We start from the raw sequence: 23504 nt of genomic DNA, 5'->3' as shown, positions 1-23504 counted from the left end.
TTTTTGGGCTTATCAAAAATGTAAACGTATGGAACAAAAGCAATCAAGTGGCTTATCGAAGGAGCAAAAAATGTTCGCGTTGATAGCTGAACATGAAGCCAGTTCGATGACAGTAAAAGATTTTTGTGAGTTGTATGATCTTTCACCTGGTACATATCACTACTGGCAGAAGAAATATCACGCCCGGTTGGAAGATAAGCCGATGGAGAATCAAAGTAGTTTCACTTTGCTAACAGTGACAGGGCAGCAAGAGGTTTCCATTTCCCAGGATCTCTTTGCGGAATACCGGGGCATCCGTTTTTACCGGGAGCCATCTGTGAGTTTTTAAAAGCTTTAATCAGTTAACTTATGTTACAGATCAACAACGGCACCCATTACTGGTTGTATCATAAGTGGGCGGATGTAAGGAAGAGTTTTGACGGTTTGAGCGGGCTTGTTACCAACGAACTGGGAATGGAAATTCAGACGGGTGATGTATTTATCTTTTGAACAAACGGCAAACGCACCTGAAGGCGTTAGAATGGGAAGGGGATGGTTTTAGCTTATACTATAAGCGATTAGAGGAAGGTACCTTTGAGTTACCGGCAGGTATTATGGAAGGCACTCACAGTAGTATTACGGCTAAACAATTAAGTATGATCTTACAGGGCGTTTCTTTGAAGAAAGCGTTTTTCGAAAGCGGTACATCGGTACGATGTAATCCTTATGGATCATGGGTTGAATATATTTGACGTTGCCATCGAAAAAATGGCAACGTTTTTTATTTTAAGAAAAACAGGCCGGGTTATCCACATTTTTGGTGCTGTTTTTAAAATCATTTTGAATGCGGGTTTATCCACGCATCGGCTGTATAACTTTCGGTTATACGATATAGCTTAAATGCATAGCCGGGCTATCTTTGTATAATGTCAGCAGCAGCAGAAAATATAGATTACAAAGCGCTCTATGAGCAACTGCTTCCAATGCTGCAACTACAGCAACAAAATAATGGACAATTACCACAAAACAACCAGGAGCTATTACAAAGCAATAAAAATTACGCGATCAGGTAACGCAGCTTCAATATCAATTGTATCAACTAACGAAGTTACTGGGTGGTTTTAAGACTGAGAAGTTTGTTCCTTCCCCTTTACAGCAACAGCAGGAATTAGGCCTTTCCTTTGAGCAGGGGTATAAAGCAACCAACCTTGCTGATGTTCAAAAGATAAGTTACGTAAAGCAAAAACAGGTTCAACGGGAAAACGGGTTAGCCAATGCCTTTCCGGATCATCTACGGGTGGAAGAGACCGTGATAGAGCCTCCGGAAGATGTGAGCGGATGCGAGAAGGTGGGAGAAGAAGTAAAGGAACAGCTTGGCTGGAAGCCGGGAGAAATATTTCTCCAACGTACTATTATCCCTCAGTATAAATGCTCTGTAGCAGAACGGCCTGATCAGCATCGTATAGTGCAGGCGCATCTTCCAGAGCAAGCCTTGTCTAAGAGCATTGCCACGCCGGAGTTGTTAGCACAGATCATTATAGATAAGTTTATAGATCATAAACCGCTGAATCGTCAGTTGGACTGCTTCAAGAGAAGTAATGTCACCATTGCTTATTCAACCATTACCGATTGGGTACGGCAGGTTGCGAACGTGGTAGCGCCACTGGGCCATCTGCACCTGCATGAGATGTACCAATATGATTATTGGCATGGTGATGAAACAACCATACAGGTTCTGGACAGGAATAAGAAGAAAGATACCCACCAGGGGTATTACTGGACGTACTTAACGCATAACGGGCAACTGATCTACTTTGATTATCATCGGGGAGGGATACATTGGCAGCCAAACATATCTTACAACATTTTAAGGGTCACTTGCAGGTAGATGGTTATGATGTCTATGAAGAGTTGGACATCAAAGGAATACATGTGTTCTTTTGTATGGCCCATGCCCGTCGTCATTTTTATGAGGCGAAAGGCAATGATAAAGTTCGGGCAGAATATGCTTTGACCGAGATAGCGAAGCTTTATAAGATCGAGGAGCAATGTAGAGAAGAGCAGCTCAACCCGGACCAGATCAAAGTGCGGCGGACAGAACAATCTGTGCCTATTTTAAAGAACTGGGAGAGTGGATGAAGCAGGGTATGTAAAGCTAAAACCGAAAAGCCCTATAGCACAGGCTATAGCTTACAGCATCAAACGCTGGGACGGCTTAAGTCTCTATGCCTCTACTAATCATTTGCATATTGATAATAATCCCATAGAGCGCTGTATGAAAAACCTGGCTGTCGGACGCAAAAACTACCTGTTCTGTGGCTCGCATGAAGCGGCCAAAGAGCAGGCCTCTTATACTCGCTGCTGGTTACCTGCAAACTTAATACCGTAAACCCTTATGAGTGGCTCCGCGAAGTGCTTAGTCATAACATCAACGAGATGACTACCGCGCAACTCAGGAAACTCTTACCCCACCAGTGGAAAAAAACACAAGCCATCACTAAGGCTTAAAGCAAAATTAGGCAACTAAACAATACGATTTTTAGGCTACTCGGAGACACACCGAGCAACTACAGGCCTGGGCACTGCTGTTGATTACCTGATCAGCGGGGATAAAACAGAGCAGGCTAAAGCATCACTGAAAAATTCTGAACTGATACAACGCTTTAAAGAAGTGGATGCCCTGCCCGAAGAAGAACAGGGGGTATTGATAAAAATTATCTCCGCTTACGTCAGAGACTACAAAACCAAACAGGCCTATGCTTCCTGAAAGGATAAAGCCACCAGTAAATAGGTGGCTTCAGTATTTTATACAGGCACAAGATGCTAACGCTCATGACCTACCCCTCAATCTTGCGCCAGTTAGGGGCCAGTTTTGGTTTTGTACCTGTTTTTGAGTCATATGTAATATCTTTATTGAACCTTTGCCATGCAACTATCAATGTAGGTTGTTGTCAGTTTACACTTATTTTTAGCTAACCAATTATTCCAAAATTTAATATCCATTAAGTAATCATCTTTACTTCTATAACCGATAGTACTGCTATAATCAGTTCTCGCCATCACTCCAGTAATTTTGCTTAAAAATATAATGGCTGCTCTGTAATCATCAATGAGTACTTGCATATTTGTCTCTTCCGCAGACCGTATTATATCTACATTTTTTGTAAATTTTTCAATATTCGCACTATTACCGGGACAATAGCTGGCCCTGCAAGCGGATAAAAAAGTATCACACAGTATATAAATAATTTATTCATTGACAATTATTGCACTTTATTAATTGATAACTTAATCGTACGCTTATTGACCTGCATATCTTTAGTATTGTTGGTTGTAGTCTCAATAGTGACCCCATTTTTTTCCCAAGTAGGTTTTAGTATAAGTTTTGTCACTAAATCTTCCTCCTTCCATATCCACCATGCGGATATTTCCATTCACTTTATTTTCTACCTCAATAGCTTTTCTGTGCATAGGCCTAAAGGCATCTAACTTAGCTTGCTCATCAGCCCTGTTTACATTTGATGTTTGTAGTTCATTCTGCTCAACAAGCTCATGAGCTAACAAACCTTCTCTTGTTGAACCTGACGGATTTTTGTCGTTGATGGAATTGAACTTTTGCATATCTCCAACATCAATAGTTCCTGAAGAAAATGAGCCAAAGTCAATCTTGTCATCATTCATGACAGCAATTATTGAAACATCTTTTGCTCCGGTCATAACACCATTAACGGCTTCATAAAATGCCTGCTGTTGCTCTGTCATCTGTCCTTCCTTACCAGTAGAAACTAAAGAGTAAGTACCGCTTTCATTCAGTTTTGTGGTATAGAATCCTCCCAATCCATCATTGACATTTTTTCAAAACCCTGTATTGCAGCATCCTTGCCTGAAACTATTAGACTATCTCCACTTACGTCAATAAACAAAACCGGGTTATTAGCTCCGTAATGATAAGGAGTTAATGAATGGTATTTGTCTGCGAAGCGATCTATTGCATGGAATCTCCCGATCTGCGGATCATACATCCTCGCCCCATAATCATACCATTCCAGTCCACTGCCATCACTAAACTCCTTTTCCTGCTTTTCCTTGCCGTTGTACTCATATTTATTATCCAGCTTGCCGATGGCTTTGGAGCTTATCCCCGCCATCGTCAACCCAAATGGATAATAATGCGTTTCCCCGGTGAGGGGGCCGGTATAGTGCTGAACAACCAGGTTATCAAAGAACATCCCGACAATTCCTGTCGGGACAAGCTATCCCAGTTCTGGGTTTCATTGCTGAGGTATACATAAAAATATCCGTTTTGGGCGATATTTACAATACAGGGCGATAAGGCATATTGAAAAAACCATATCAGCTTATTTGCGGGATTACAAAGCCAGGCAGGCCTATGCTTCCTGAATATGACAAAGCCATCATACAGGCACAAGATACCATCACACAAACCCACCCCTCAATCTTGCGCCAGTGAAGGGACTTCGCCACCAGTAATGCTAAATATTAAATCAAAGTAGTTTCAACGATTCAAAAATACAATCAGAAGTTGAACCATAAACTAACTTATCATCAATGTTTTTATCAAAAATCCATAATACAATTAATTTTTATCCTTGAAAAAAATATTCTGCTTGAATAAAATTTATCACCTGACTGCTCAACCAAGTATTTAATATAGCCAACCTTTATACTATCAATCTCCTTAATTGTTTCTGTGAGTAGCTTTTTGTTATTTAGCCCCCTTTCAACTTCTTGCTTTTGCAAGGAAGTTATTCTGGCTATATCTAACTGTTCATCTGCATAATCATTGTAGTCATCAATAAAAGCTACAACATTCAATAAACTATCAACAGACTTTATTTTATAATTTAAAATTGTTCTGCCTGACCCATACTTGGTCGTATCCATAATTTGATATGGAGGTATTTTAATACGAACATGAACAGGTTTCAAATCTAATCCTTCAAAATTACTGATCTCACACATCTGTTTTTAGAGTTGCAATTTGTCAGAAGAACACACAGAATTGGGATAATAATAATTCTTTTTATCATTGTTCAGTTTGTAAATTGGCTTTAGGTATATTGTTTCCAAACCGATGGGTATACGCATTTTTATGGAAAGAGAGGCCGCCGAGCCAGTGGATGATCTGCTAGTAGCTGATTGTTGATTAGCAGGTGATTTAATATAAGTCTGCAAAGTTTCAGGCCCAAAGAATCCAGACTCTATTCTTCCCACAACAACACCTCCATAACTCATGACATTGGGCGTACCTGGAACATAAACTCCTCCAGCTTGATAATTACCTTGGTCATCATACGCGTTATTATCTCCAGCATGTTGTAAATTAGAATTATGCCCAGCTCCATGATTTATTAAGAATCCAGCGGCTTCGGAAAATGTGGCTTTGGTGCCTCCTGCAAACTTCTTTGTAGCTTCTGTGCCTATGGCAATAATATTATCTCCATTACCGTTTCTCGGATTCTGACTATGCTCTGGGTTGATTAAACCACTACTTGAGCCAAAGCTCTCAGATTTAAGCTCTTTTGCAAAACCAGCGTTAAACCCCTCTATTGATTTAGTCACATTATCTCTATTACCAATCACAGCAACGGCATCTGTCTTATCCAGCTTGCCATAGGATGTTTTATCGAATTTTCCTTTAAATACTTTTACCTGAGTTTTTAATCCCATTTCTTTAAAATTAGCTGTCGATTGTTTTGCTATCTGCTTTAATTCCTTTTTACTAATGCTATTATCAGCAGCGTATAAGTATATAACATTATCTCGGCCATCCGGATCAATAAATAGCATGGGATTATTAAAAGCATATATATATGGCGAAAGAGTTGGGTATTTTCCAGCAAGTGGATCTACCACATGCCACCTCCCTATCTGCGCATCATACATTCTCGCCCCATAGTCATACCACTCCTGGCCACTGCCATCACTAAACTCCTTTTCCTGCTTTTCCTTGCCGTTGTATTCGTATTTGTTATCCAGTTTGTTCAAAGCTTTAGAACTAATGCCCGCCATGGTAAGCCCAAAAGGATAATAATGCGTCTCCCCGGTGATGGGACCGGTAATACAGGCACAAGATACCATCACACAAACCCACCCCTCAATCTTGCGCCAGTGAAGGGGTGTAAATTTAGGTAAAAAGCGGGCAAGTACACTTTAACCTATACCCACCTTGCGTACTTAAACCAACTGGGGCTATTGGGTATTTATTTTTAGATAATTTCTCCACCTTTCAACATCCTTATCCTTTCGCTCTCTTCGCCATTCATTCATTTTTGAGGTCGGGTAATATTTGAGCATAGTCGCATTCGTCTCGGTAATACTGTATAACAAAATATTGGCAGCCCAATCTCTGGTACTATCGGTCAACAATAAAACTAAATCTGGCACAAACTTTTTGCCATAATTTCTTACAATCTTGCTCATGTATTTATTTTCTAAAAACTATATTTCTTACTGCTATTACCTCACCTGTACTATCTTTAATCCGAACAGGATTGGTTACCCAAAAATCTGCATCCTTATTAGAAATTTTCTGCAACTCCTTCCAATATTCACCTTTTACAGATTCTTGCGCCTGTAGCAAAAAAACAAAATGGATAAAAACAATACATATTGAAAATCTCACTTTCATACTATTTATTATTTTCTTTTTTTCATCCTCTTCTTTCTTTTTATTTTCATCCTCGATGCCTTTCGTTCGGATATCCCCATAATCTAACTTATACCCTTGCACAATGTTGGGGCGAGTTTTCATACCGTAGTTTGCAATATTATTTATTAATTGCTCCATGGTCATTTCTCCGCTTTCCACTTTACCTAGATCGTCCTGGAACTTCCCCACTATATCCTTAAAATTACCACCATCAAGACCTAATTCATCATTTACTTTCATCATATTTACTGCGGCCTCTGCTTCTATTCTAAACCTTTCCGTAACGAATCCTTTCATGTCAATTCCTCCCTTTGCTGCCTTCTCATCGTTAGCATCCAATTTGCTCCTATTGGACACGTTTGAGAGTTCCCATACATAATCAAGGGCTGCACTTTCCGTTGTATTATTTGGCGATATTACAATACGTTCGTTGTTTCTGGTGGTTTTGCCTGAAACAGATTTGTCAACATCAGCTTTTATCACCTGTACTTTCGAGATATTTACCTTCGCTTCCAATCCCACTACAAGTGGTGACTGACGGGCAAGCTTTTGAACATCTTTTATCCTAAAGTCTCCGCCTTCTTGGCCATCAGAATCTATAAACCTGATTGGATTATCAAAGGCGTATACATAAGGACTCAATTGGGATATTTATCTGTCATCGGATCAACGACCATCCACCTCCCTATCTGCGCATCATACATTCTCGCCCCATAGTCATACCACTCCAGGCCACTGCCATCACTAAACTCCTTTTCCTGCTTTTCCTTGCCATTGTATTCATACTTATTATCCAGTTTGCCAACGGCTTTGGAACTAATCCCTGCCATCGTAAGTCCAAAAGGATAATAATTCGTTTCCTCGGTGAGGGGACCGGTATAATGCTGCACCACCAGGTTATCAAAGAACATCCCGACAGTTCCTGTCGGGACAAGCTATCCCAATTCTGGGTTTCGTTGCTGGGGTATACATAAAAATATCCGTTTGGGGCGATATTTACAATACAGGGCCATAAGGCATATTGAAAAAAACATATCAGCTTATTTGCGGGATTACAAAGCCAGGCAGGCCCATGCTTCCTGAATATGACAACGCCCCATACAGGCACAAGATACCATCACACAAACCCACCCCTCAATCTTGCGCCAGTGTGTGTGGGGCTTTATAGTTTACTTGTTGCTTTTCGAGGAAATAAGTTCTTCTCTTTCTCTTTTGATTTTATTAAATCCTGATACTATCGCTGTCTTTAAATAATCGGCAAGTTTTTTAAAGACATGTATGTTTTCTTTATTATCTCTCCTGATTTTAAAGTTATACCCCAAAAAATAAGAACTACAATCAAAACATGTCTTAGTAGTTAAAATACTATCCTGGGCAAGCAATTCTTTTGCCCTAATCTTTATTTCGCTCCACGCATGGTTGTCAACTTTAAAGCTATACCCTTCAAAAAAAAGCAGCTCTGATTTTTGATCAAAGTAATTTCAATGTCACTATGGAATGAAGGCAAAACCTCATAATAGACCCCTGATACCACCCCATTCATTTCTTTAAGATGCATAACAAAAGTCGTATCAAATGGCTTTGTGTAATAAAAAATAAAATTGCTGCTATCTAATTGGAGATTCTCATTAAAGGGTAGTGCAAATCTTTTTATGATCCCTTCTTCATTAAGATCAAATTGGACTGTGCCTGGTTGTTTTTCTTTGCCCTCCTTATTGCCACAACCAGCAAAAATATAAAGCAGAGTAATAAATATGCAAAGCATTTCATAGAACCTATTTAATTTGTTCATACCTAAACTGCTTCGCCCATTTCAGAACATACTCGTTCACTTGGCAACAAAACTTCAGAACTCATTTTATTTGCATCAAGCTTCTGACCTTTAGCGTGTTGTTGTCACTCTTGACTGATACTTTCTTGTTTCGCTTGTCCCAATATAGTTTTTCTTTATTCTGTTTATACCAGTTGCTCCATTTATCAAAATCAATCTTAGTAGGGTTTGATTTTGATTCCGCAATAAAAGGAGATTCTGATTCAATCTTTGTAAGCTTCTCCATAAAAGCAACTGCCTCTGCTCGCCTTAATGTAGAGTCTATTTCCTTTCCTTCAACAAAGTTTTGGATGATGTTTAATCTATTTTCTACTTCAGAACAAGCACGTTGGTTATTCTGACTAATGCCTTTGCATACAATAAACAAAAAGCAAAGCAATATCAATATTTTATTTTTCATTGTTGTGGGGTATATCTTCAACTTTGGTAATATTATTTTTGTCTACATAATCCCGAACAGTTACGGGTTTTCCATTTTTGATATAACGTATATCTTTCCATCCAGAATACAAGGGCCTGCCTTGAGGTGAACGGTCTACTTGTTTTAAATTAGATGTTGGAGCTATTCCGTTTACATCTTGTCTTACTGATCCGCTTATTTCATTTTCCGCCCCTACTCCAACACCTTCATGAGATTTGTAATACTGGTCTGTGCTATATCCTCCTTCACTTCTCTGAATGTCTGTTTGCTCGGCTACTTCATGTCCTAATTTTGCAATGTTATTGGCTACCTTGCTTGTCTCATATTTGTTTATGTCGGAAATATCAATAACTGCATTCTTAGGGTCAGCAGGATATTCATTTTGAGAACCCTTACTTATTGTTAATGTAACATCTGCCTTGTCCTTATTTGTAGCGTTTGCCATGACTTTATTGAATGCCTTCTGTTCTTTATTCATTTTACCTTTTGCATCCTTGTTTTTAGTCAGACTTACAACACCTGTTTTCGCATCTCTTGTTGCAGAATAAAAACCTCCCAAGCCTTTATTTGTAGTCTTTAAAAAATCATCCGTACCCTCGCCATTAACAATTAAATCTCGACCGTCAATATCAACATATCTTAACGGGTTATTGATTGCATAATTATACGGTGAAAACTTGTGCCACTTTTCAATGAGGGGGTCTGGGGTGTGCCATCTACCGATTTGATTATCATACATTCTTGCCCCAAAATCTGTCCATTCTACCCCTGTTCCGTCAGTAAATTCCTTTGATTGCAACTCTTTCCCTGTGAACTTGTTTTTGTTCTCAGGATTTCCAAACGCCAACGCCCTACTACTTATCCCCGCCATCGTCAACCCGAATGGATAATAATGCGTTTCCTCGGTGAGGGGACCGGTATGGTGCTGAACCACCAGGTTATCAAAGAACATCCAGATAGTTCCTGTCGGGACAAGCTATCCCAGTTCTGGGTTTCGTTGCTGGGTATACATAAAAATATCCGTTTTGGGCGATATTTACAATACAGGGCGATAAGGCATATTGAAAAAACCATATCAGCTTATTTGCGGGATTACAAAGCCAGGCAGGCCTATGCTTCCTGAATATGACAAAGCCATCATACAGGCACAAGATACCATCACACAAACCCACCCCTCAATCTTGCGCCAGTGAAGGTAAAGTTCTTGTCGTCTTAATGCCGCCTGCCCTGCAGCCAATAAACAGGTACCCGCTGCAGTTATCTTACCGGACGCAAGATTCCTTTAATTTTGACAGGGTCTGAACTGTTTCGACATGTCTTCAACGATTCGCTTCCGCTCAACTCCAATACACCGACCTGATGGTTCTCACCACCTTTTCTTCATTGCTCACCACCTCAACTTTTGATTGAAGCAGCATGAAGTGGTTTAGGCACTCAGCCTGTACAGCGTGCCTGAGAGGCCAACTCTCATCTATTAAACAGCATGTAAATGAGCCTATCTTTTACTTCTTGACACACCTTGCGCCAGTTAGGGGCTTTTGTGTTTTATTGATGCTGCACCACCTCTACTTTTTAGCAACAGACAACGCCGATACTAATTTACCAATATCATACTCAATCAGAGAAAATATTGGATGAGAAAAATATAACTTGTCGTTACTTTCCGCAATAAATTCAATCTTAAAATCTCCTCTTCGGTAAGGATAAATATTCTTCCCCTTATGTTCTATGGTATTGCCAATGAATCGAACATTGGTTAGCGTATCTCTTAATGGCTTGGCAATAAGAATAGATACGCCGCCAACAGTAACCGTATCTTTAGAAATCCCATCAACAAAAACATTTCCGCAAATGGTGAATATATTGCTTTTTTATCAAAGGTTATCGAATACATTATAACACTAAAAGGCATGCACTCTAATTTTATACCGCAGCCCAAATAGTCACCGTTTTCATTAACATATATAAGACGGGCTCCATTTTTCAAAGCATCTATTTTGTTAATGCTTAAATTTTGCGATTCCGATAGTAAAGGCGCAAAACAGCAGGCTAAAGCAAGCGATATTAATAGTCTTTTTTTCATAATTACTTATAATTTTCTGGTTCCTCGAGACCTACCTGGCTCCAAATCTCTTCTACGGTCTCCTACAGGTATAGATAATGTTGTCTGAACAGCAGCATTATGTGCTTCACCATAATTTTTTTTGTTTGTTGTTCTATCATAACTTTCGTTTAACTCATGAAGTACAACAGCCGGTCTCGATTTATCAACCATTCTAGAATTGTCTCTGTCCAACTCCGCTGAGCCACATTTCCGCTGATGGTAACCTCTGCGTCATATTGATTGCTTCCAGGAACAGGAGTTGCTCCAGGAATATTATTTCCCTGTTCATCCTTTCCCATAGGCGTTGTCGAAACATTTATTACTCCATCTAACCTTCCACTGGTTAAGTCGTAAGTAACAAGCTCCTTTTCTCCTGTTGGTCTGTTTATATTTGGGTCTACTTCTTGAAAACCTACAGTTGCATTATCTGCGACAGAGTATAAGTATTTTTCTTGGGCTGTCACTAAATTATTTAATGCTTTTACCCCAACATCATTTAATTGATCATCTGTTAGCCCTTTTGTATTAAAGGCGACTACTCCTGTTTCATTATTAACCGTAACACGGCCTCTTAAATTTTCAGGTAAAATACTCTTTACATCTTCTTCCGCTTTTGCCCTATCTCCCCTAAGGATAAATCAAGAGATGCCATTCCATCAGGATCGATAAAACGAAGCGGATTATTAAAAGCATAGGTATAAGGGCTCCATCTCCGACTAATATCACTAAGCGGGTCTACCACATGCCACCTGCCAATCTGAGCATCATACATCCTTGCCCCATAATCATACCATTCCAGCCCACTGCCATCACTGAACTCTTTTTCTTGTTTTTCCTTGCCGTTGTATTCATACTTATTATCCAGTTTGTCCATTGCTTTGGAACTAATGCCTGCCATTGTCAATCCAAATGGATAATAATGCGTCTCCTCGGTAATGGGGCCGGTGATATGCTGAATACTCAGGTTATCAAAGAACACGTCCCAGTTCTGGGGAAGCTGCAACCATTATTGCTAATAAGCATTGATCTTAAATATTAGCATTATTCATTGGGCTTATAATGAAGTTTAATACTATCAACTAGTTGCTTTTCCGCTCCCGTGCAAACATTCACAAATTTGACCTGTAGATAGCCACGTATATCCTTTTCATCATCTAAATCTTTGTAAAGATATTTAGCTACCTGCATGTTGGAAAACAGTGAATCATCAGTTGCAGATAAGGATATGCTATCTTTTGAATTGTGGAATAAGAGAATTGACTCGATTTTCTTATTTAATGAGAAAAAGTAAAACCTTAATTCAAGAGAATCACCGATAAGTTCTGCCTCTCTGTATACTAATGGGGTGCCGTATTGATATGCCAAATAACCTATGCTGTCAAATTGTTCCTTGTAATTCACAAGGTTACTATCTCTAAAAAAACTGTATTCTTTAATATTTCCATTTTTGTAGAATGAATAATACCCTCCAATAGTTGAATCTCTTCCTTTGTCTCTATAATCGTTAATAGCGCCGGAAGCAGGCACCTTTAAAATCTTACTACCAGAAGTCTCTTCTAATTCCTTGAGAGTAATTGCGCAAGTCGGAGGATCCGACTCACAAGAAACAAAAATAAGTATGGTTAAAATGTAATATAAGGTATACTTCATCAGTTCGGTTTTTTTCAAGATCGGCTGTATCTGTTGATGGCTCATTAGTTACAACCCCTCTTCCGTTAGTATTAACTATTTTAAAATTTATCTTGCAAACGCTACACGTAATTACACGCCCTTTTTTAAACAATACCCCATCCGGATCATCTTTTTTGTAGCTATATCTTTAGCTTTCCCTGCTAAAGTGGGAATTTTCTGAGGATCAAATTTTTGCATGTCCTTTATATCAGGAATGGTTTTGCCTGCGGCTATTAATCCGGACAGTTCCTGATATTCAGAAAAATTAACCGAGGTAACCGGCCTGTCAGGGTCTGCCTTCTCTCCCCAACCAGGATCTTCATTTCCAGATCCGAATACAACAAATTGCCCGACACCTTTTAAAACAGGTCCATCTTTACCGGTCACTTTAATCTTTAAGTATTCACCAAATCCAATCATTTTTGCATGATCCGAACCATAAAGAGTATTCTCGCTGCTTGTCACGACCTCCTTCCCAGACCTGAAATCCCGCGTAGTAAGTACTTCATAATCGTTCTTAGAGAGATAGCCTAAGCCGCCATAGGTAGCGTTATGAACGGCCTTGTATAAGCCTGTGGTTTGTTGAGTGCTGACTGTAACAGTACCATCCTTGCCGATAGTTCTAACACGTTCAATTCTATCTTGACCATCGGGATCAATAAAAGAAATAGGGTTATTTGCAACATAGCAATAGGGGCCCCATGAAATATTATTTCTATTATCTGCTTTGGGATCAATCACCATCCACCTCCCAGTTTGTGCATCATACATCCTGGCACCATAGTCGTACCATTCAAGTCCACTGCCATCGTTAAATTCCTTCTCCTGCTTTTCCTTGCCATTGTACTCATACTTATTGTCCAACTTGCCGATGGCTTTGGAACTTATCCCTGCCATAGTAAGTCCAAACGGATAATAATACGTTTCCCCGTTGATGGGACCGGTATAATGCTGCACCACCAGGTTATCAAAGAACATCCCGACAGTTCCTGTCGGGACAAGCTATCCCAGTTCTGGGTTTCATTGCTGAGGTATACATAAAAATATCCGTTTTGGGCGATATTTACAATACAGGGCGATAAGGCATATTGAAAAAAACATATCAGCTTATTTGCGGGATTACAAAGCCAGGCAGGCCCATGCTTCCTGAATATGACAACGCCATCATACAGGCACAAGATACCATCACACAAACCCACCCCTCAATCTTGCGCCAGTGAAGGGTGAACAACCCGTACAGGGTGATTTTGAGCAATCAGATCGTTCAGGTCAGGAGGCAGCAACATCCCCTGATTCTGGAAGTTTTGCTTGAAGACCACCTTTAATGTTTTACCTCTTGCCATACCAGACAAGCCACAAAAACAATACTAAAACACTCTTTTTATCAAGTCTTTTTATACATAATTGTGGATAACATCAGCCCGATATAAAATCAAGAGGCCGCCTCAGTTACTTTTGAGACAGTCTCCAGTATTTTCATACAGGCACAAGATGCCATCACACAAACCTACCCCTCAATCTTGCGCCAGTTAGGGGAAGATGGCAAGGCTGAATTGAGTAAGGTGATCAAACTGGAAGATCATTCCACAGGAGAGCCTTCCTGGCACCTGTATCCCACCAGGGTTTCCACCACCGTAAACCTGTCTGTCAAAAGCAATCAACAGGGCCCGATAACAATTCAGGTATTGGATATGAATGGTCGGGTGGTGAAAACAGAACAGCGGGAGGTAGTGAAAGGAGTAAATCTATTCACCCTGCTAGTGGCCAGCCTAACCCAGGGTATATACATCGTACACGGAACAGTGGGAGGCAACAAATTCAGTGAGCGGTTTGTGAAGGAGTAAGTATTTCATGAGAACATCTATAAATAAGAGGCGCCATAAGACAAGGCACCTCTTATTTATTTTTCAATTATGTAGTAGGTTAATTTATACACTTTTTTTCAAGGCTTTTTGTTCCCAGATAGGCTCAAAGTATCGGAAAACATCCTCTCTTCCCTGTACAGTTATTTACATATGTTACTTTCAGAAATCCATTCACTTTATAGGAGCTATCATATATCCATTTCAAGCATTAATTCGCAGGAAGAAAAAAATAGGTAATAAATAAGAAGCATAATCCAGAATGTAATAAGGCAAAGATAAAATGCGAGCAAAGCCCGGTTTGCCTTCTTAACTAAACTTAATTGTTCTTTTGGTACTTTCTTTTTACTAATTGGCAAAAATAATAAATATTCTCCACTTTAGGCAGTAAGAAAGAGGGTTTATTTAATTTATTGCTCTTCTTCATTTTACCATGCAAGTACACTTTATACATAAATAAAGCACCTGCAATTAATACAAATATTGGCGTAACCTCAATTATTGTCATATAACTACTTTTTAATTACTGGATCTGTTACCCATCGATACACCTGTGTACTTTCTGAAACATTACCATTTCTTTCGGGCGTAATATATCCAAGATCAGGCAAATTAATACTTAATGAAATTTCAAACCCTATATAAGCAGCTGCTTTTATATTTATCAAATTTACTTGCGTGCTTGATGAAATGGGCTTTCCATCCGGCGTTTGCTTAAACACACGAGCAACGCCCGGAGCAGTTAACTTTGTTGAAAAGGTAGTATTCTCCCCAAAGTCCGAACCACTAAGCCTAGACTCAGATTCTGCAGACACCTCAACCCCAAAACCACCTAAGGAAATTCCCCTCCCGTTTTATATGCAGACTTTTTAGTAGCAACGTCGGTCCCGCCTGCCATTAATTTATTATCCCTAATACCCAATAAGTCATTTTCGTTACGTGTGACAGTAAAATCGAAGCCAACTTCCGCAAGTTTAGCTTGTACTCCAACACTACCTCTTGTCAACGAAAAGGTTGAAGAAAAAAGTGGGTCGCCATTCTTAATAATGTTTTTATTTGATTTTAAGGTCAGGTCAACAAACCTCTGATTAGCCGCGTCATTACTTTTAAAAGGTGTTCTTCCGAAAGGTGACCAACTCAATAATCTTGCTGCAGGTTTCGTAGTGTCACCCAGATGATCAGAATACAAAATGGGATTGTTACGCATAGCAGAATATGGGCTTTCGGATTCTGTCGGCTTAGGATCTACCTGCCAAAACCTTCCAATTTGCGGATCAAGGTTTCGATAGATAGCATCATACATGTTTAGATCAAATTCTGTATTCTGCTCAATCCCATTGTACTTTCTTTTATTTTCAGCATAGCCGGGTTTTAACGCTTTACTGCTAATCCCCGCCATCGTCAATCCAAACTGATAATAATGCGTTTCCTCGGTGATGGGGCCGGTATGGTGCTGAACCACCAGGTTATCAAAGAACATCCCGACAGTTCCTGTCGGGACAAGCTATCCCAATTCTGGGTTTCATTGCTGAGGTATACATAAAATTATCCGTTTTGGGCGATACTTACAATACAGGGCGATAAGGCATATTGAAAAACCATATCAGCTTATTTGCGGGATTACAAAGCCAGGCAGGCCCATGCTTCCTGAATATGACAAAGCCATCATACAGGCACAAGATACCATCTCACAAACCCACCCCACAATCTTGCGCCAGTATTGGGGAAAAAACTACAGGCCTATACCCTTAAATTATCGGAGTTGCACAAAGAGATCAATGAGGCTACGTTTTCGCGGTTCTGATGAGCAGCAGGCTACTTACTGAAATCCAAAGGTCTCAATTCGTGTTGCACAATACCCCCAACTTACTGGTATTGGAGATATCAACCTCGTTTGTGTTTTTCCTTTTTATCCATTTATCTCTACCCACTGGCTCCTTCATACCATATTTTGTTATATACTCCTGCCAAAATTGATTGTCTTTTCCTTGAATAATAACCATTCAGCCCTGCTCTTATAACTTATAGTAAAAGGAGTGGCATCTTTCATTAGCAAATGGTGTAAAACAAGGTTTGTAGCCCAGTCAGATGAGTCATTCCTTAAATGATCCATCCAAAATGATAGCGGTTTTTTTCTCAAAAACTCTCTCTCGCCAGGAGCCAGTAGAATACTAATATAATTCATTGCCGTTGGTGGGTTATAATCTAAGCCAACGCCTGGACTAATAAAAAGAATTTCAAAGTGAATTGAGTCATTATTAAAAAATCTTCGTTCTATTGAATCTGCCTGTCCAAAGGAAATGGTTGTAATACTAATTAGAAACAATAAATTGAATGAGATTTTTAGAGTATACATTTTATTATACAGGGTTTGTCCTAAAATGGAGATAAATAATGTTTCGAGTCTTATTACCATTCTGTCATACCGACCCATCCAATCAACAAGAAAAACTAAGATGTATTTGACGAGTTTGATCCTTTTTTATCAGGAGGTGGTTCTATATCTTGTTCTTTAATTTTCCGATAATCGTCTCTAAGTTCTTTACCCATTTTTTTATATTGATCGAATAGATTCTCACCAGTTTGTGGGTTATAAAAATCTCTCATTCCATCCTGAAAATCTGACAAAAGTTGTTGGTCGCTTATTTTTCCACGCTTATATTTCTTATAATCTCGGTTTTCTTCTTTTGAAGCGTCGGTTCTTAATTTTTTATACTTTAGTTCTTTAGCTACCTTATATTGACTATGAATTGAATTTGCTTCTAAAGTTAGAGCTTTGTCAGCAAATTCGGTCGGGGTTATTTGTTCGAAGGCTACGTCCACTACCAATAAAGAAAATTCTCTTTTCATTATCAAGTTCGAAAGTTCATGGGTAAGGCCTAAAACCGCATCTTCAAATGCTGAATTGGGGTTAATTGTAATATTACCGGATGACTTCATGGGAGATGTCGCAGTCCCAATTCTTGCATTTTTATCCGCAAAACTGATGAAATTGGAATAATTATTTTCATTTATTCCATTCTTAGTCATCAATTCCCTAAAGTACGGAGAGTGGCTACCAGCTTGAATCAATTGTAAAATTGTATATGGAGGATCAGGTTCCTGTGGCTCTTTTCCGGCTAGATCAATAAATCTAATTGGATTATCGAATGCATAGGTGAATGGAGAAAAAGAAATCATTTTTTCAACCAGTGGATCCACCACATGCCACCTCCCAATCTGATGATCATACATCCTTGCACCGTAATCAGTCCATTCTAGACCTGAACCATCACTAAACTCTTTACGTTGTTCTTCCTTACCGTTATACTTGTACTTATTCTCTGCCACCCCGTTCAAAGCCTTCGAGGATATTCCGCTCATTGTAAGTCCAAATGGATAATAATCACCGTCCCCGTATTAATGCTTCTCCGGATTTGGGGAAGCTGCTTTATGGTCTGTTCAAAGAACTGCTAACAGTCTTCAAAATAGGCTTTTTATTTTTCAATTGAAAGAAAAATCCGGGGTGGATGTCCCGGATTGTTACGCTGCAATGATTGCTGATAATCAGCTTTGATCATTGATCTGCTGCCCGAACCTGATGAGCACGTCCTGGATGCTGTTGCCAGCTACAATGACCCTGGCGCCGTACTGTTGCAGGAACGCTGCTTCATCTTCCGGCTGTACTTTCATAATGACGAGGTCGTCTGCACCTTCGGGATTGCCCGGTGTTTGTTTGATGATGTAAACGTTCATGACTAATGGTTTTAAAAGATCAAAAGGAGAGCTCTTTCTTTGGCGGGATAGGCTGTATGGTGGATTATTTCATGGGGTGATGTTGCTGCAACTCGTTTTGCAGGTCATCGAGGTTGTTTAACTGGTAACGCTGTGTGGAGCTTACATACTTATGCCCCGCCATGTATTGTACCTGCCGCAAGTTGTTTTGACGTAACCAGTGGGTGATCACACTGCTCCTGATCTGTTTGGCGTTAATGACTTTGGGATTGAGTTGCCTTAACTGATCGAACATATGTTTTAGCCTGTTGTTGATGTTCTTTTCACTCACTGCTTTTTTCCTCCCTTCTGTAAACAATGGCCCCTCTTTCCATTTATTTTTTCCAGGTATTGCTGCAGCCCGATCACCTGGACGGCATTCAGGTTCAACATCCGCTCATTGGTCCTTTGGGTTCCTCTTATCTTTATTTTGCCTTCTTTGAGCTGTATGTCTTTTTGCTGTATCCTTACCAGTTCTCCCACTGTTACACCCTGGTAGACCAGTAAACCGAACAGGATCTTTTTTACCCCGGTCTACATTGATTTGTATACTGTATTGCCTGTACAGTTCTTCCAGTTCCTCGATGCTTAACAGGTTAGCCGGCAGTTTTCTGACCAGTCCTTTGATGAACACACCGGCGGCCGGATTATCGGTTCTCCTGCCTTCATGGATGAGGTAATTACAGTAATGCCGGATAACGCACAGGATATTGTGCAGACTTCTTTGGGTAATACCCTGCTGCCGGCAGTGCCGCATAAAGTCTAACAGCTCATTGTAGGTAAAACTGTCTGCAATAGCTTCCTGCACTGCCCAGGTTAAAAACGCCCAATGTAATCGCTGTAGGTCTCAACAGTCGAAGCGCTGTATTTCTTCTGCTGTAAGTACTCCGTAAAATTCATATGGCTTCATTTGCAAGGTGAGTGTAGATCTGTGTACTATCCAGGTCGCCATGACCAAGGAACTCCTGTATTTTTCCAGCTTCATGCCGCTTTGCAGTAAGTGCGTGGCGATGCTGTGGCGTAAAGTATGGGTGCCCACTTTCTTTTTATCCTGGCTTTTTTACCAGTTGTTTTATCCTTACGTACAGGCTCTGCTTGTGCATCGGATGACCTTTGTTGGCATCTATAAATAAGGATTCCGTTTTGTGTTCCTGCAGCAACAGCGGTCTTGCATAGTCAACGTACAGTCGGAGTTCTTCATAATTCTTCGTAGCAATGGGCACATACCTTTCCTTGTAATGCTTGCCTTTTCTTACGTGCAATAATTTCCGGTCGCTGGTGATATCTTTAAGTTCAAGGTTGGCTCCTTCATTCAGCCGCAATCCACAACCGTAATACACGGCCAGCATGGCCCGGTCCCTTATCCCTAACACCGTATCGGTGGTAGCCTCATAGATGCGCTGTATTTCGGGTTTAGTGAGGAAGGCAGGCTTGCCCCTTACTGCCTCCCTTCGTTCCAAAATAAAGCCCGTATCGCTCCTGCCGGTCTCCCGGATATAACGGCTGAACAGGTTAAGGGCCTGTATGTATTTGTTGAGGTGAGCAGGGCTGAACGGTTTACCGGTACGCTCACCGGTCTGTTCCTGCAGATGACTGATAAACCCACTGGCGTCGGTGGCTTCCAGTTGGGTTAAGAAGGGTTTGTCGTTTTGCTCCTGGTAGTGCAGGAACTCCTGCAGGTGGCCGGGCAGCACCTGGATCGTGCCGGTGGAATAGTTTAACAGTTGTAACCATTCTTTGTACGCCTGGAGCAATAGGATGTACTCACTGCTTTGCAATGTCTTTTTCATGATAATAAATTTTTGCTAATAGTCTTTGGCGATGTCGTTACTGTCCATGGGCTAAAATCCGCTGCAGGACTGGCTATAAATGCGACACAAGTATCACTGTCGCATTCCTTCGCATTGTCGCCTTAACGGGGGAGGCTGTTAAGGACAGTAGCGATGTGGCTGTCTATGGCGGCTGTAAGCTGCTCGTATTCGTCTGTTTCGGTAACGGTGTACTCAAAGCCGTTGCGTCCTTTGGGGCTGCTGATGCGCTTTATATAGCCGTATTGCGCTAACTCTTTCATTTACCGCTGTATGGTACGCGGTTCCATCCGCAGCAGTTTGCGGATGTCCTGGGCTTTAAAGCTGCTTAACTGGTTGGCTTCAATATGTACTTTGAGCTGTTCAAAAAAGCTGCGGGTGGCTTTGGTGAGTTCGTCGCTCTTGGAGAACAACACATCTTTGAGTAAGGTAAATGCAGCTTCTATATCCTCTGCCGTTGTGGTAATGTAAAGCTGGCCGGCCTCCCCTGGCCCCTCCGGTGGAGGGGGAACGCTTCACCTCCCGCTGGTACTGGTGATAGAACGTCACTGCTTCTATAAAGCCTAACAGCAAGGTCATGGTGCGGCGGGGCTTGAACACCTGCTCCGGTAGCTGGATGTATTTGGCGTAGGGGTTAATAACCTGGATGGGACGTAAGACCCGCTGCATGTTTTTAAACAGTTCCTTGTATTGGTTTTCCTTTCCCTGTTTACTTCTCCGGCGGCCAGCTTTGCCTGGTATTCGTTGATGCGCCTGTCCTGGTCTTTGGTCATGTCTGTATACAGCAGCAGGCAGCGGTTGGCATTGTCTTCATAGATATTCTCCTTCGTGGTGCAGCCACTCACGCATACCGGTCCTTCTACGGTGAGGGTGATGGTTTTTAAATTACCCTTGCTGTCTTTGAGGGTTACTGTTTTACTGATACGTCTTTTGGTCTGCAATTCTCTTAACGGGTAAAACACCGTCATGGCGCCGTCCAGGTCTTCGATCAGTATCAGCTTGTTTTGCAGTTCATGCTGTTTAAAATAGTACAGGGCGTTTTCAGTGATCTGGGTGATCTCGATTTTATCTTCCTTCGGTATCAGCTCGCTGATCTTCTCCTGCAGCCAGGTCTTCCCGCTGCCGCTCGTGCCCAGGAACATAACGTGCAGCGGCACGGCTTGTTTGCGGGTGCAGTACACGAGGTAGGCAATGAGGCTGTTTGTTTCTTCACCTACAATGCCGCTCTGCCGGATCATCTGGCTGGTACGCTGTAACAGGTTCGGTTTTTCAGTTCGCTGATGGCCGCCTGTCTTTGCGCAGGCGTCATCTCCGGTAGTTGCTCCGGCCTGGGTTGCAGGGATTCTATGCGTTTGATACGATAGTTTTCCAGTTCATTCGTTAGCCCGCTGATGATCGCTGCTGTTTGTTGGATGTTGGCGTCAAAATGTTCGCAGGCAGCCTGTATTAGCTGCTCCGTCTGGCTTCGGTTGTATAGATCCAGGGTGTCTCTTATTGGCAAAAGCTGTTTTTGTTTGTGCAGGATCTTCAGGGTGACTTTCATCCGGTCCAGCCCGGTGATCCTGATGCCGCCAAGTATCTCTATGTATAACTCCCCGGCATCATAAATAAGCAACTCCGGCTTGGTGGTGTTGAGTTTGCTGTGTTGTGGTACTGGCGGGGTAGACGTTTCTGCAGATGGCTGATTTTTATTTTCAATTGAAAGAAAAGATTCTGTGCGTTCCTCAAGCAGGCTTTGCAGTACGCCAGCATCATCGTGCGTACAGAGTACGCTATTTATATCTTCGCCTGCAGGCAGGGCTACTTTACTAATGGTTACCGGTGGCAACAGTTGTTGTAGTGTATTGTAATGCTTTACCGTGGCTGCTTCACCTGCTTCGTCTGCATTCAGCATGAAGATAATCTCCTGCAGGTCCTTCAGGCCGATAATGGCTTGCAGGTGTTCGTCGGTTAACCCGTTGGTGCCATACAGGGCAAGGATGGCATATTCACTAACAATGCCTTCCTGCTGTAACAGGTTCACCGCGTCTATGATGCTTTCGGTCAGTACCAGCTTTGTGGTGGCTGCTTTGGGATAATGAGGATACAGTCCCACTCTGTTCTGTAAATAAAAGTGACGTTGTTCCTTATCGTTGGTGATGCTGCGGCCATACAGGCTGACGATGTTGCCTGCTGCATCCCTTAGCGGGAACAGGATACAATCTCTGGCCCATACGTTATAACCACCGGCAGGGCGTGGTTTGAGCAGGCCGTATTGTACCATGCTTTGCACCAGGTGCTGGTGCCTGCTTTCCACATGCAGACCGCCGCTGTTAAACGCTGCTTCGGTGAGCTTATAGTTGATCGAGCGGCTTTGCAGGTAGTCCACGGCTTTCTTTGACCGGTACAGGCCGCTTTTATAATACCCGAAGACTTCTGTCAGTAAAGCTGTTTTATCCATGTTGCTTTGCAAGAGTTGGCTTTGCCCTATGAAGAGTTTGGCTGGCGCCGGTGCAGCGGCAACCCCGTTGCCGCCTGCAAGGGCGGCGGCTTTCAGCAGCGCTTCGTGTTTGGTGCAGTTCTCTTTGAGCTGGATAAACTGGATTGCATCACCGGTGCCTGCAGTACAGTTGCTGCTGAAGCAGCAAAAGGTATTTGTGGCAGGATAGATCTGCAGGGAGGGTGTTTTGTCTGGATGGAAGGGGCAGTGCAGCCGCTGGTGTTTGTCCGGCTGAAGGCCGTAATGCTGCAAGACAGCAGTGATTGTAAGCTGTTGTTTAAGCTGGATGATTTCCATTGGTTAAGGGCTTTTTAGGGTATAACGGCACTGAGGGTGATACCAGATAAACAAGCTGGTTTATTTGTTAGCGATTCCGATACAAATATATTGATTCGGCTTTTTAATGAGGTCTTTTTTGACTTACCTATTTATCCCCACTTACTGTGATTTACTGTGTAAAACATAGCTGATTGGCTATTTTTGCAACAGGAATAAAGGCTTTTAACTATGAAGCAGCAATTAGCCGGCCGGCTATTACAGGCGAGGAAAAAATGGACCTGTCCCAACAAGAACTGGCCAGGTTGGCCAGGGTGCATTTTACCAATGTAGGCAAGTATGAGCGGGGGAAGCAACGCCTGCGGCGGATATCTTAAACCGCCTTGCCAAAGCGCTCGAAGTGTCTACGGATTATTTACTCAATGGAACGATGCAGGATAAATCGGCAGAGGACATCAGTGATGAGGAACTGCTGATCCAGTTCCGGCGGGTGGAGAAGTTACCCGCCGATAAAAAAAGACTCGTTAAAGAGTTCCTCGATGCGTTTATTTTTAAAGCCGATCTGCAAAAACAGTTAGCTCCCTAAAGACAAAAGCCGCTCAGAATAAGCGGCTTCATAATTTTATTCAGGCACAAACTATTATTGC

The 23504-nt window shown here is 41.5% G+C and carries 33 protein-coding genes and 1 pseudogene; 10 read left to right on the top strand and 24 right to left on the bottom strand.

Annotation, left to right across the window (positions count from 1 at the left end; genetic code table 11):
* The first annotated feature begins 28 nt into the window (after positions 1 to 28).
* From tnpA to RS881_RS60060, 7 genes and pseudogenes are all read left to right on the top strand, one after another.
* On the top strand, positions 29 to 328 hold the full coding sequence (gene tnpA / locus RS881_RS27730) for an IS66 family insertion sequence element accessory protein TnpA (protein WP_315815413.1): 300 nt from the start codon (positions 29 to 31) through the stop codon (positions 326 to 328).
* Positions 329 to 348: 20 nt separating this feature from the next.
* Positions 349 to 731: pseudogene (gene tnpB, locus RS881_RS27725) on the top strand (IS66 family insertion sequence element accessory protein TnpB).
* A gap of 174 nt (positions 732 to 905) precedes the next feature.
* Positions 906 to 1052, top strand: a complete 147-nt coding sequence (locus RS881_RS27720) for a hypothetical protein (protein WP_315824076.1) — start codon at positions 906 to 908, stop codon at positions 1050 to 1052.
* A gap of 17 nt (positions 1053 to 1069) precedes the next feature.
* On the top strand, positions 1070 to 1867 hold the full coding sequence (locus RS881_RS27715; RefSeq protein WP_315815418.1) for an IS66 family transposase: 798 nt from the start codon (positions 1070 to 1072) through the stop codon (positions 1865 to 1867).
* The gene (locus tag RS881_RS27710; protein ID WP_315824075.1) at positions 1858 to 2118 is read left to right on the top strand and encodes an IS66 family transposase; all 261 of its coding nucleotides are present in this window, start codon (positions 1858 to 1860) and stop codon (positions 2116 to 2118) included. Before RS881_RS27715 ends, RS881_RS27710 begins: the two co-directional genes overlap by 10 nt.
* Positions 2111 to 2368, top strand: coding sequence for an IS66 family transposase (locus tag RS881_RS27705; RefSeq protein WP_315824074.1), 258 nt, complete (start codon positions 2111 to 2113; stop codon positions 2366 to 2368). The genes RS881_RS27710 and RS881_RS27705 overlap by 8 nt, the downstream gene beginning before the upstream one ends.
* Positions 2338 to 2487, top strand: a complete 150-nt coding sequence (locus tag RS881_RS60060) for a transposase domain-containing protein (protein WP_350340256.1) — start codon at positions 2338 to 2340, stop codon at positions 2485 to 2487. The genes RS881_RS27705 and RS881_RS60060 overlap by 31 nt, the downstream gene beginning before the upstream one ends.
* A gap of 831 nt (positions 2488 to 3318) precedes the next feature.
* Here RS881_RS60060 and RS881_RS27700 read toward each other — a convergent pair.
* The 13 genes from RS881_RS27700 to RS881_RS27640 all read right to left on the bottom strand — a co-directional run bounded on the left by RS881_RS27700 (position 3319) and on the right by RS881_RS27640 (position 13657).
* Positions 3319 to 3816, bottom strand: coding sequence for a hypothetical protein (locus RS881_RS27700; protein WP_315824073.1), 498 nt, complete (start codon positions 3814 to 3816; stop codon positions 3319 to 3321).
* Positions 3789 to 4208 (bottom strand): RHS repeat domain-containing protein, encoded by a 420-nt coding sequence (locus tag RS881_RS27695; RefSeq protein WP_315824072.1) that lies wholly within the window; start codon positions 4206 to 4208, stop codon positions 3789 to 3791. The genes RS881_RS27700 and RS881_RS27695 overlap by 28 nt, the downstream gene beginning before the upstream one ends.
* Positions 4209 to 4557: 349 nt before the next feature.
* Positions 4558 to 4962: a hypothetical protein gene (locus RS881_RS27690; RefSeq protein WP_315824071.1), complete on the bottom strand. Its 405-nt coding sequence runs from the start codon at positions 4960 to 4962 to the stop codon at positions 4558 to 4560.
* Positions 4963 to 4968: 6 nt separating this feature from the next.
* Positions 4969 to 5988: an RHS repeat-associated core domain-containing protein gene (locus RS881_RS27685; protein WP_315824070.1), complete on the bottom strand. Its 1020-nt coding sequence runs from the start codon at positions 5986 to 5988 to the stop codon at positions 4969 to 4971.
* A 439-nt stretch (positions 5989 to 6427) separates the two neighbouring features.
* Entirely contained in the window at positions 6428 to 7294 is an 867-nt protein-coding gene (locus RS881_RS27680; RefSeq protein WP_315824069.1) for a hypothetical protein, read from the bottom strand.
* Positions 7291 to 7563, bottom strand: coding sequence for an RHS repeat-associated core domain-containing protein (locus tag RS881_RS27675; protein WP_315824068.1), 273 nt, complete (start codon positions 7561 to 7563; stop codon positions 7291 to 7293). The genes RS881_RS27680 and RS881_RS27675 overlap by 4 nt, the downstream gene beginning before the upstream one ends.
* A gap of 488 nt (positions 7564 to 8051) precedes the next feature.
* On the bottom strand, positions 8052 to 8444 hold the full coding sequence (locus RS881_RS27670; RefSeq protein WP_315824067.1) for a hypothetical protein: 393 nt from the start codon (positions 8442 to 8444) through the stop codon (positions 8052 to 8054).
* A 61-nt stretch (positions 8445 to 8505) separates the two neighbouring features.
* Positions 8506 to 8883 (bottom strand): hypothetical protein, encoded by a 378-nt coding sequence (locus RS881_RS27665; RefSeq protein WP_315824066.1) that lies wholly within the window; start codon positions 8881 to 8883, stop codon positions 8506 to 8508.
* Entirely contained in the window at positions 8873 to 9856 is a 984-nt protein-coding gene (locus RS881_RS27660; protein ID WP_315824065.1) for an RHS repeat domain-containing protein, read from the bottom strand. Before RS881_RS27660 ends, RS881_RS27665 begins: the two co-directional genes overlap by 11 nt.
* A gap of 1280 nt (positions 9857 to 11136) precedes the next feature.
* A complete protein-coding gene (locus RS881_RS27655; protein ID WP_315824064.1) occupies positions 11137 to 11472 on the bottom strand; it encodes a hypothetical protein in 336 nt (111 codons plus the stop codon).
* A 131-nt stretch (positions 11473 to 11603) separates the two neighbouring features.
* Complete coding sequence (locus RS881_RS27650; protein WP_315824063.1) at positions 11604 to 12011, bottom strand: RHS repeat domain-containing protein; 408 nt, start codon at positions 12009 to 12011, stop codon at positions 11604 to 11606.
* A gap of 38 nt (positions 12012 to 12049) precedes the next feature.
* Positions 12050 to 12658 carry a hypothetical protein gene (locus RS881_RS27645; protein ID WP_315824062.1) on the bottom strand — a complete coding sequence of 203 codons (609 nt, stop codon included), beginning with the start codon at positions 12656 to 12658 and terminating at the stop codon, positions 12050 to 12052.
* 111 nt (positions 12659 to 12769) lie between these two features.
* The gene (locus RS881_RS27640) at positions 12770 to 13657 is read right to left on the bottom strand and encodes an RHS repeat-associated core domain-containing protein (protein ID WP_315824061.1); all 888 of its coding nucleotides are present in this window, start codon (positions 13655 to 13657) and stop codon (positions 12770 to 12772) included.
* Between the two features lie 542 nt (positions 13658 to 14199).
* Between RS881_RS27640 and RS881_RS27635 the strand changes: the two genes are divergently transcribed.
* Positions 14200 to 14523 carry a T9SS type A sorting domain-containing protein gene (locus RS881_RS27635; protein WP_315824060.1) on the top strand — a complete coding sequence of 108 codons (324 nt, stop codon included), beginning with the start codon at positions 14200 to 14202 and terminating at the stop codon, positions 14521 to 14523.
* Positions 14524 to 15053: 530 nt separating this feature from the next.
* Here RS881_RS27635 and RS881_RS27630 read toward each other — a convergent pair.
* From RS881_RS27630 to RS881_RS27580, 11 genes are all read right to left on the bottom strand, one after another.
* A complete protein-coding gene (locus RS881_RS27630) occupies positions 15054 to 15356 on the bottom strand; it encodes a hypothetical protein (RefSeq protein ID WP_315824059.1) in 303 nt (100 codons plus the stop codon).
* Positions 15357 to 15373: 17 nt separating this feature from the next.
* Entirely contained in the window at positions 15374 to 16021 is a 648-nt protein-coding gene (locus RS881_RS27625; RefSeq protein WP_315824058.1) for an RHS repeat-associated core domain-containing protein, read from the bottom strand.
* A gap of 971 nt (positions 16022 to 16992) precedes the next feature.
* Positions 16993 to 17871, bottom strand: a complete 879-nt coding sequence (locus RS881_RS27620) for an RHS repeat domain-containing protein (RefSeq protein ID WP_315824057.1) — start codon at positions 17869 to 17871, stop codon at positions 16993 to 16995.
* 216 nt (positions 17872 to 18087) lie between these two features.
* Positions 18088 to 18276 carry a hypothetical protein gene (locus RS881_RS27615; RefSeq protein WP_315824056.1) on the bottom strand — a complete coding sequence of 63 codons (189 nt, stop codon included), beginning with the start codon at positions 18274 to 18276 and terminating at the stop codon, positions 18088 to 18090.
* Positions 18277 to 18340: 64 nt separating this feature from the next.
* Complete coding sequence (locus RS881_RS27610) at positions 18341 to 18613, bottom strand: site-specific integrase (protein WP_315824055.1); 273 nt, start codon at positions 18611 to 18613, stop codon at positions 18341 to 18343.
* 78 nt (positions 18614 to 18691) lie between these two features.
* Positions 18692 to 19102, bottom strand: coding sequence for a site-specific integrase (locus RS881_RS27605; RefSeq protein ID WP_315824054.1), 411 nt, complete (start codon positions 19100 to 19102; stop codon positions 18692 to 18694).
* Between the two features lie 238 nt (positions 19103 to 19340).
* The gene (locus RS881_RS27600) at positions 19341 to 20084 is read right to left on the bottom strand and encodes a tyrosine-type recombinase/integrase (RefSeq protein WP_315824053.1); all 744 of its coding nucleotides are present in this window, start codon (positions 20082 to 20084) and stop codon (positions 19341 to 19343) included.
* Positions 20085 to 20206: 122 nt separating this feature from the next.
* Positions 20207 to 20365 (bottom strand): hypothetical protein, encoded by a 159-nt coding sequence (locus tag RS881_RS27595; protein ID WP_315824052.1) that lies wholly within the window; start codon positions 20363 to 20365, stop codon positions 20207 to 20209.
* Positions 20366 to 20518, bottom strand: coding sequence for a hypothetical protein (locus tag RS881_RS27590; protein WP_315824051.1), 153 nt, complete (start codon positions 20516 to 20518; stop codon positions 20366 to 20368).
* Positions 20519 to 20677: 159 nt separating this feature from the next.
* Positions 20678 to 21340 (bottom strand): MTBMA_p00010-related P-loop-containing protein, encoded by a 663-nt coding sequence (locus RS881_RS27585; RefSeq protein ID WP_315824050.1) that lies wholly within the window; start codon positions 21338 to 21340, stop codon positions 20678 to 20680.
* The gene (locus RS881_RS27580) at positions 21337 to 22878 is read right to left on the bottom strand and encodes a CHC2 zinc finger domain-containing protein (RefSeq protein ID WP_315824049.1); all 1542 of its coding nucleotides are present in this window, start codon (positions 22876 to 22878) and stop codon (positions 21337 to 21339) included. Before RS881_RS27580 ends, RS881_RS27585 begins: the two co-directional genes overlap by 4 nt.
* Before the next feature lie 173 nt (positions 22879 to 23051).
* On the opposite strand from RS881_RS27580, the gene RS881_RS27575 reads away from it, so the two are divergent.
* The gene (locus tag RS881_RS27575) at positions 23052 to 23234 is read left to right on the top strand and encodes a helix-turn-helix domain-containing protein (protein WP_315824048.1); all 183 of its coding nucleotides are present in this window, start codon (positions 23052 to 23054) and stop codon (positions 23232 to 23234) included.
* 23 nt (positions 23235 to 23257) lie between these two features.
* Positions 23258 to 23443, top strand: coding sequence for a hypothetical protein (locus RS881_RS27570; RefSeq protein ID WP_315824047.1), 186 nt, complete (start codon positions 23258 to 23260; stop codon positions 23441 to 23443).
* The last annotated feature ends 61 nt before the right edge of the window (positions 23444 to 23504 follow it).

It is taken from the genome of Paraflavitalea speifideaquila, assembly GCF_032395985.1.
Taxonomy (GTDB): Bacteria; Bacteroidota; Bacteroidia; order Chitinophagales; family Chitinophagaceae; genus Paraflavitalea; species Paraflavitalea speifideaquila.
The sequence above is the reverse complement of the archived record's forward strand: the minus strand, read 5'-3'. Positions and strand labels throughout refer to the sequence as shown.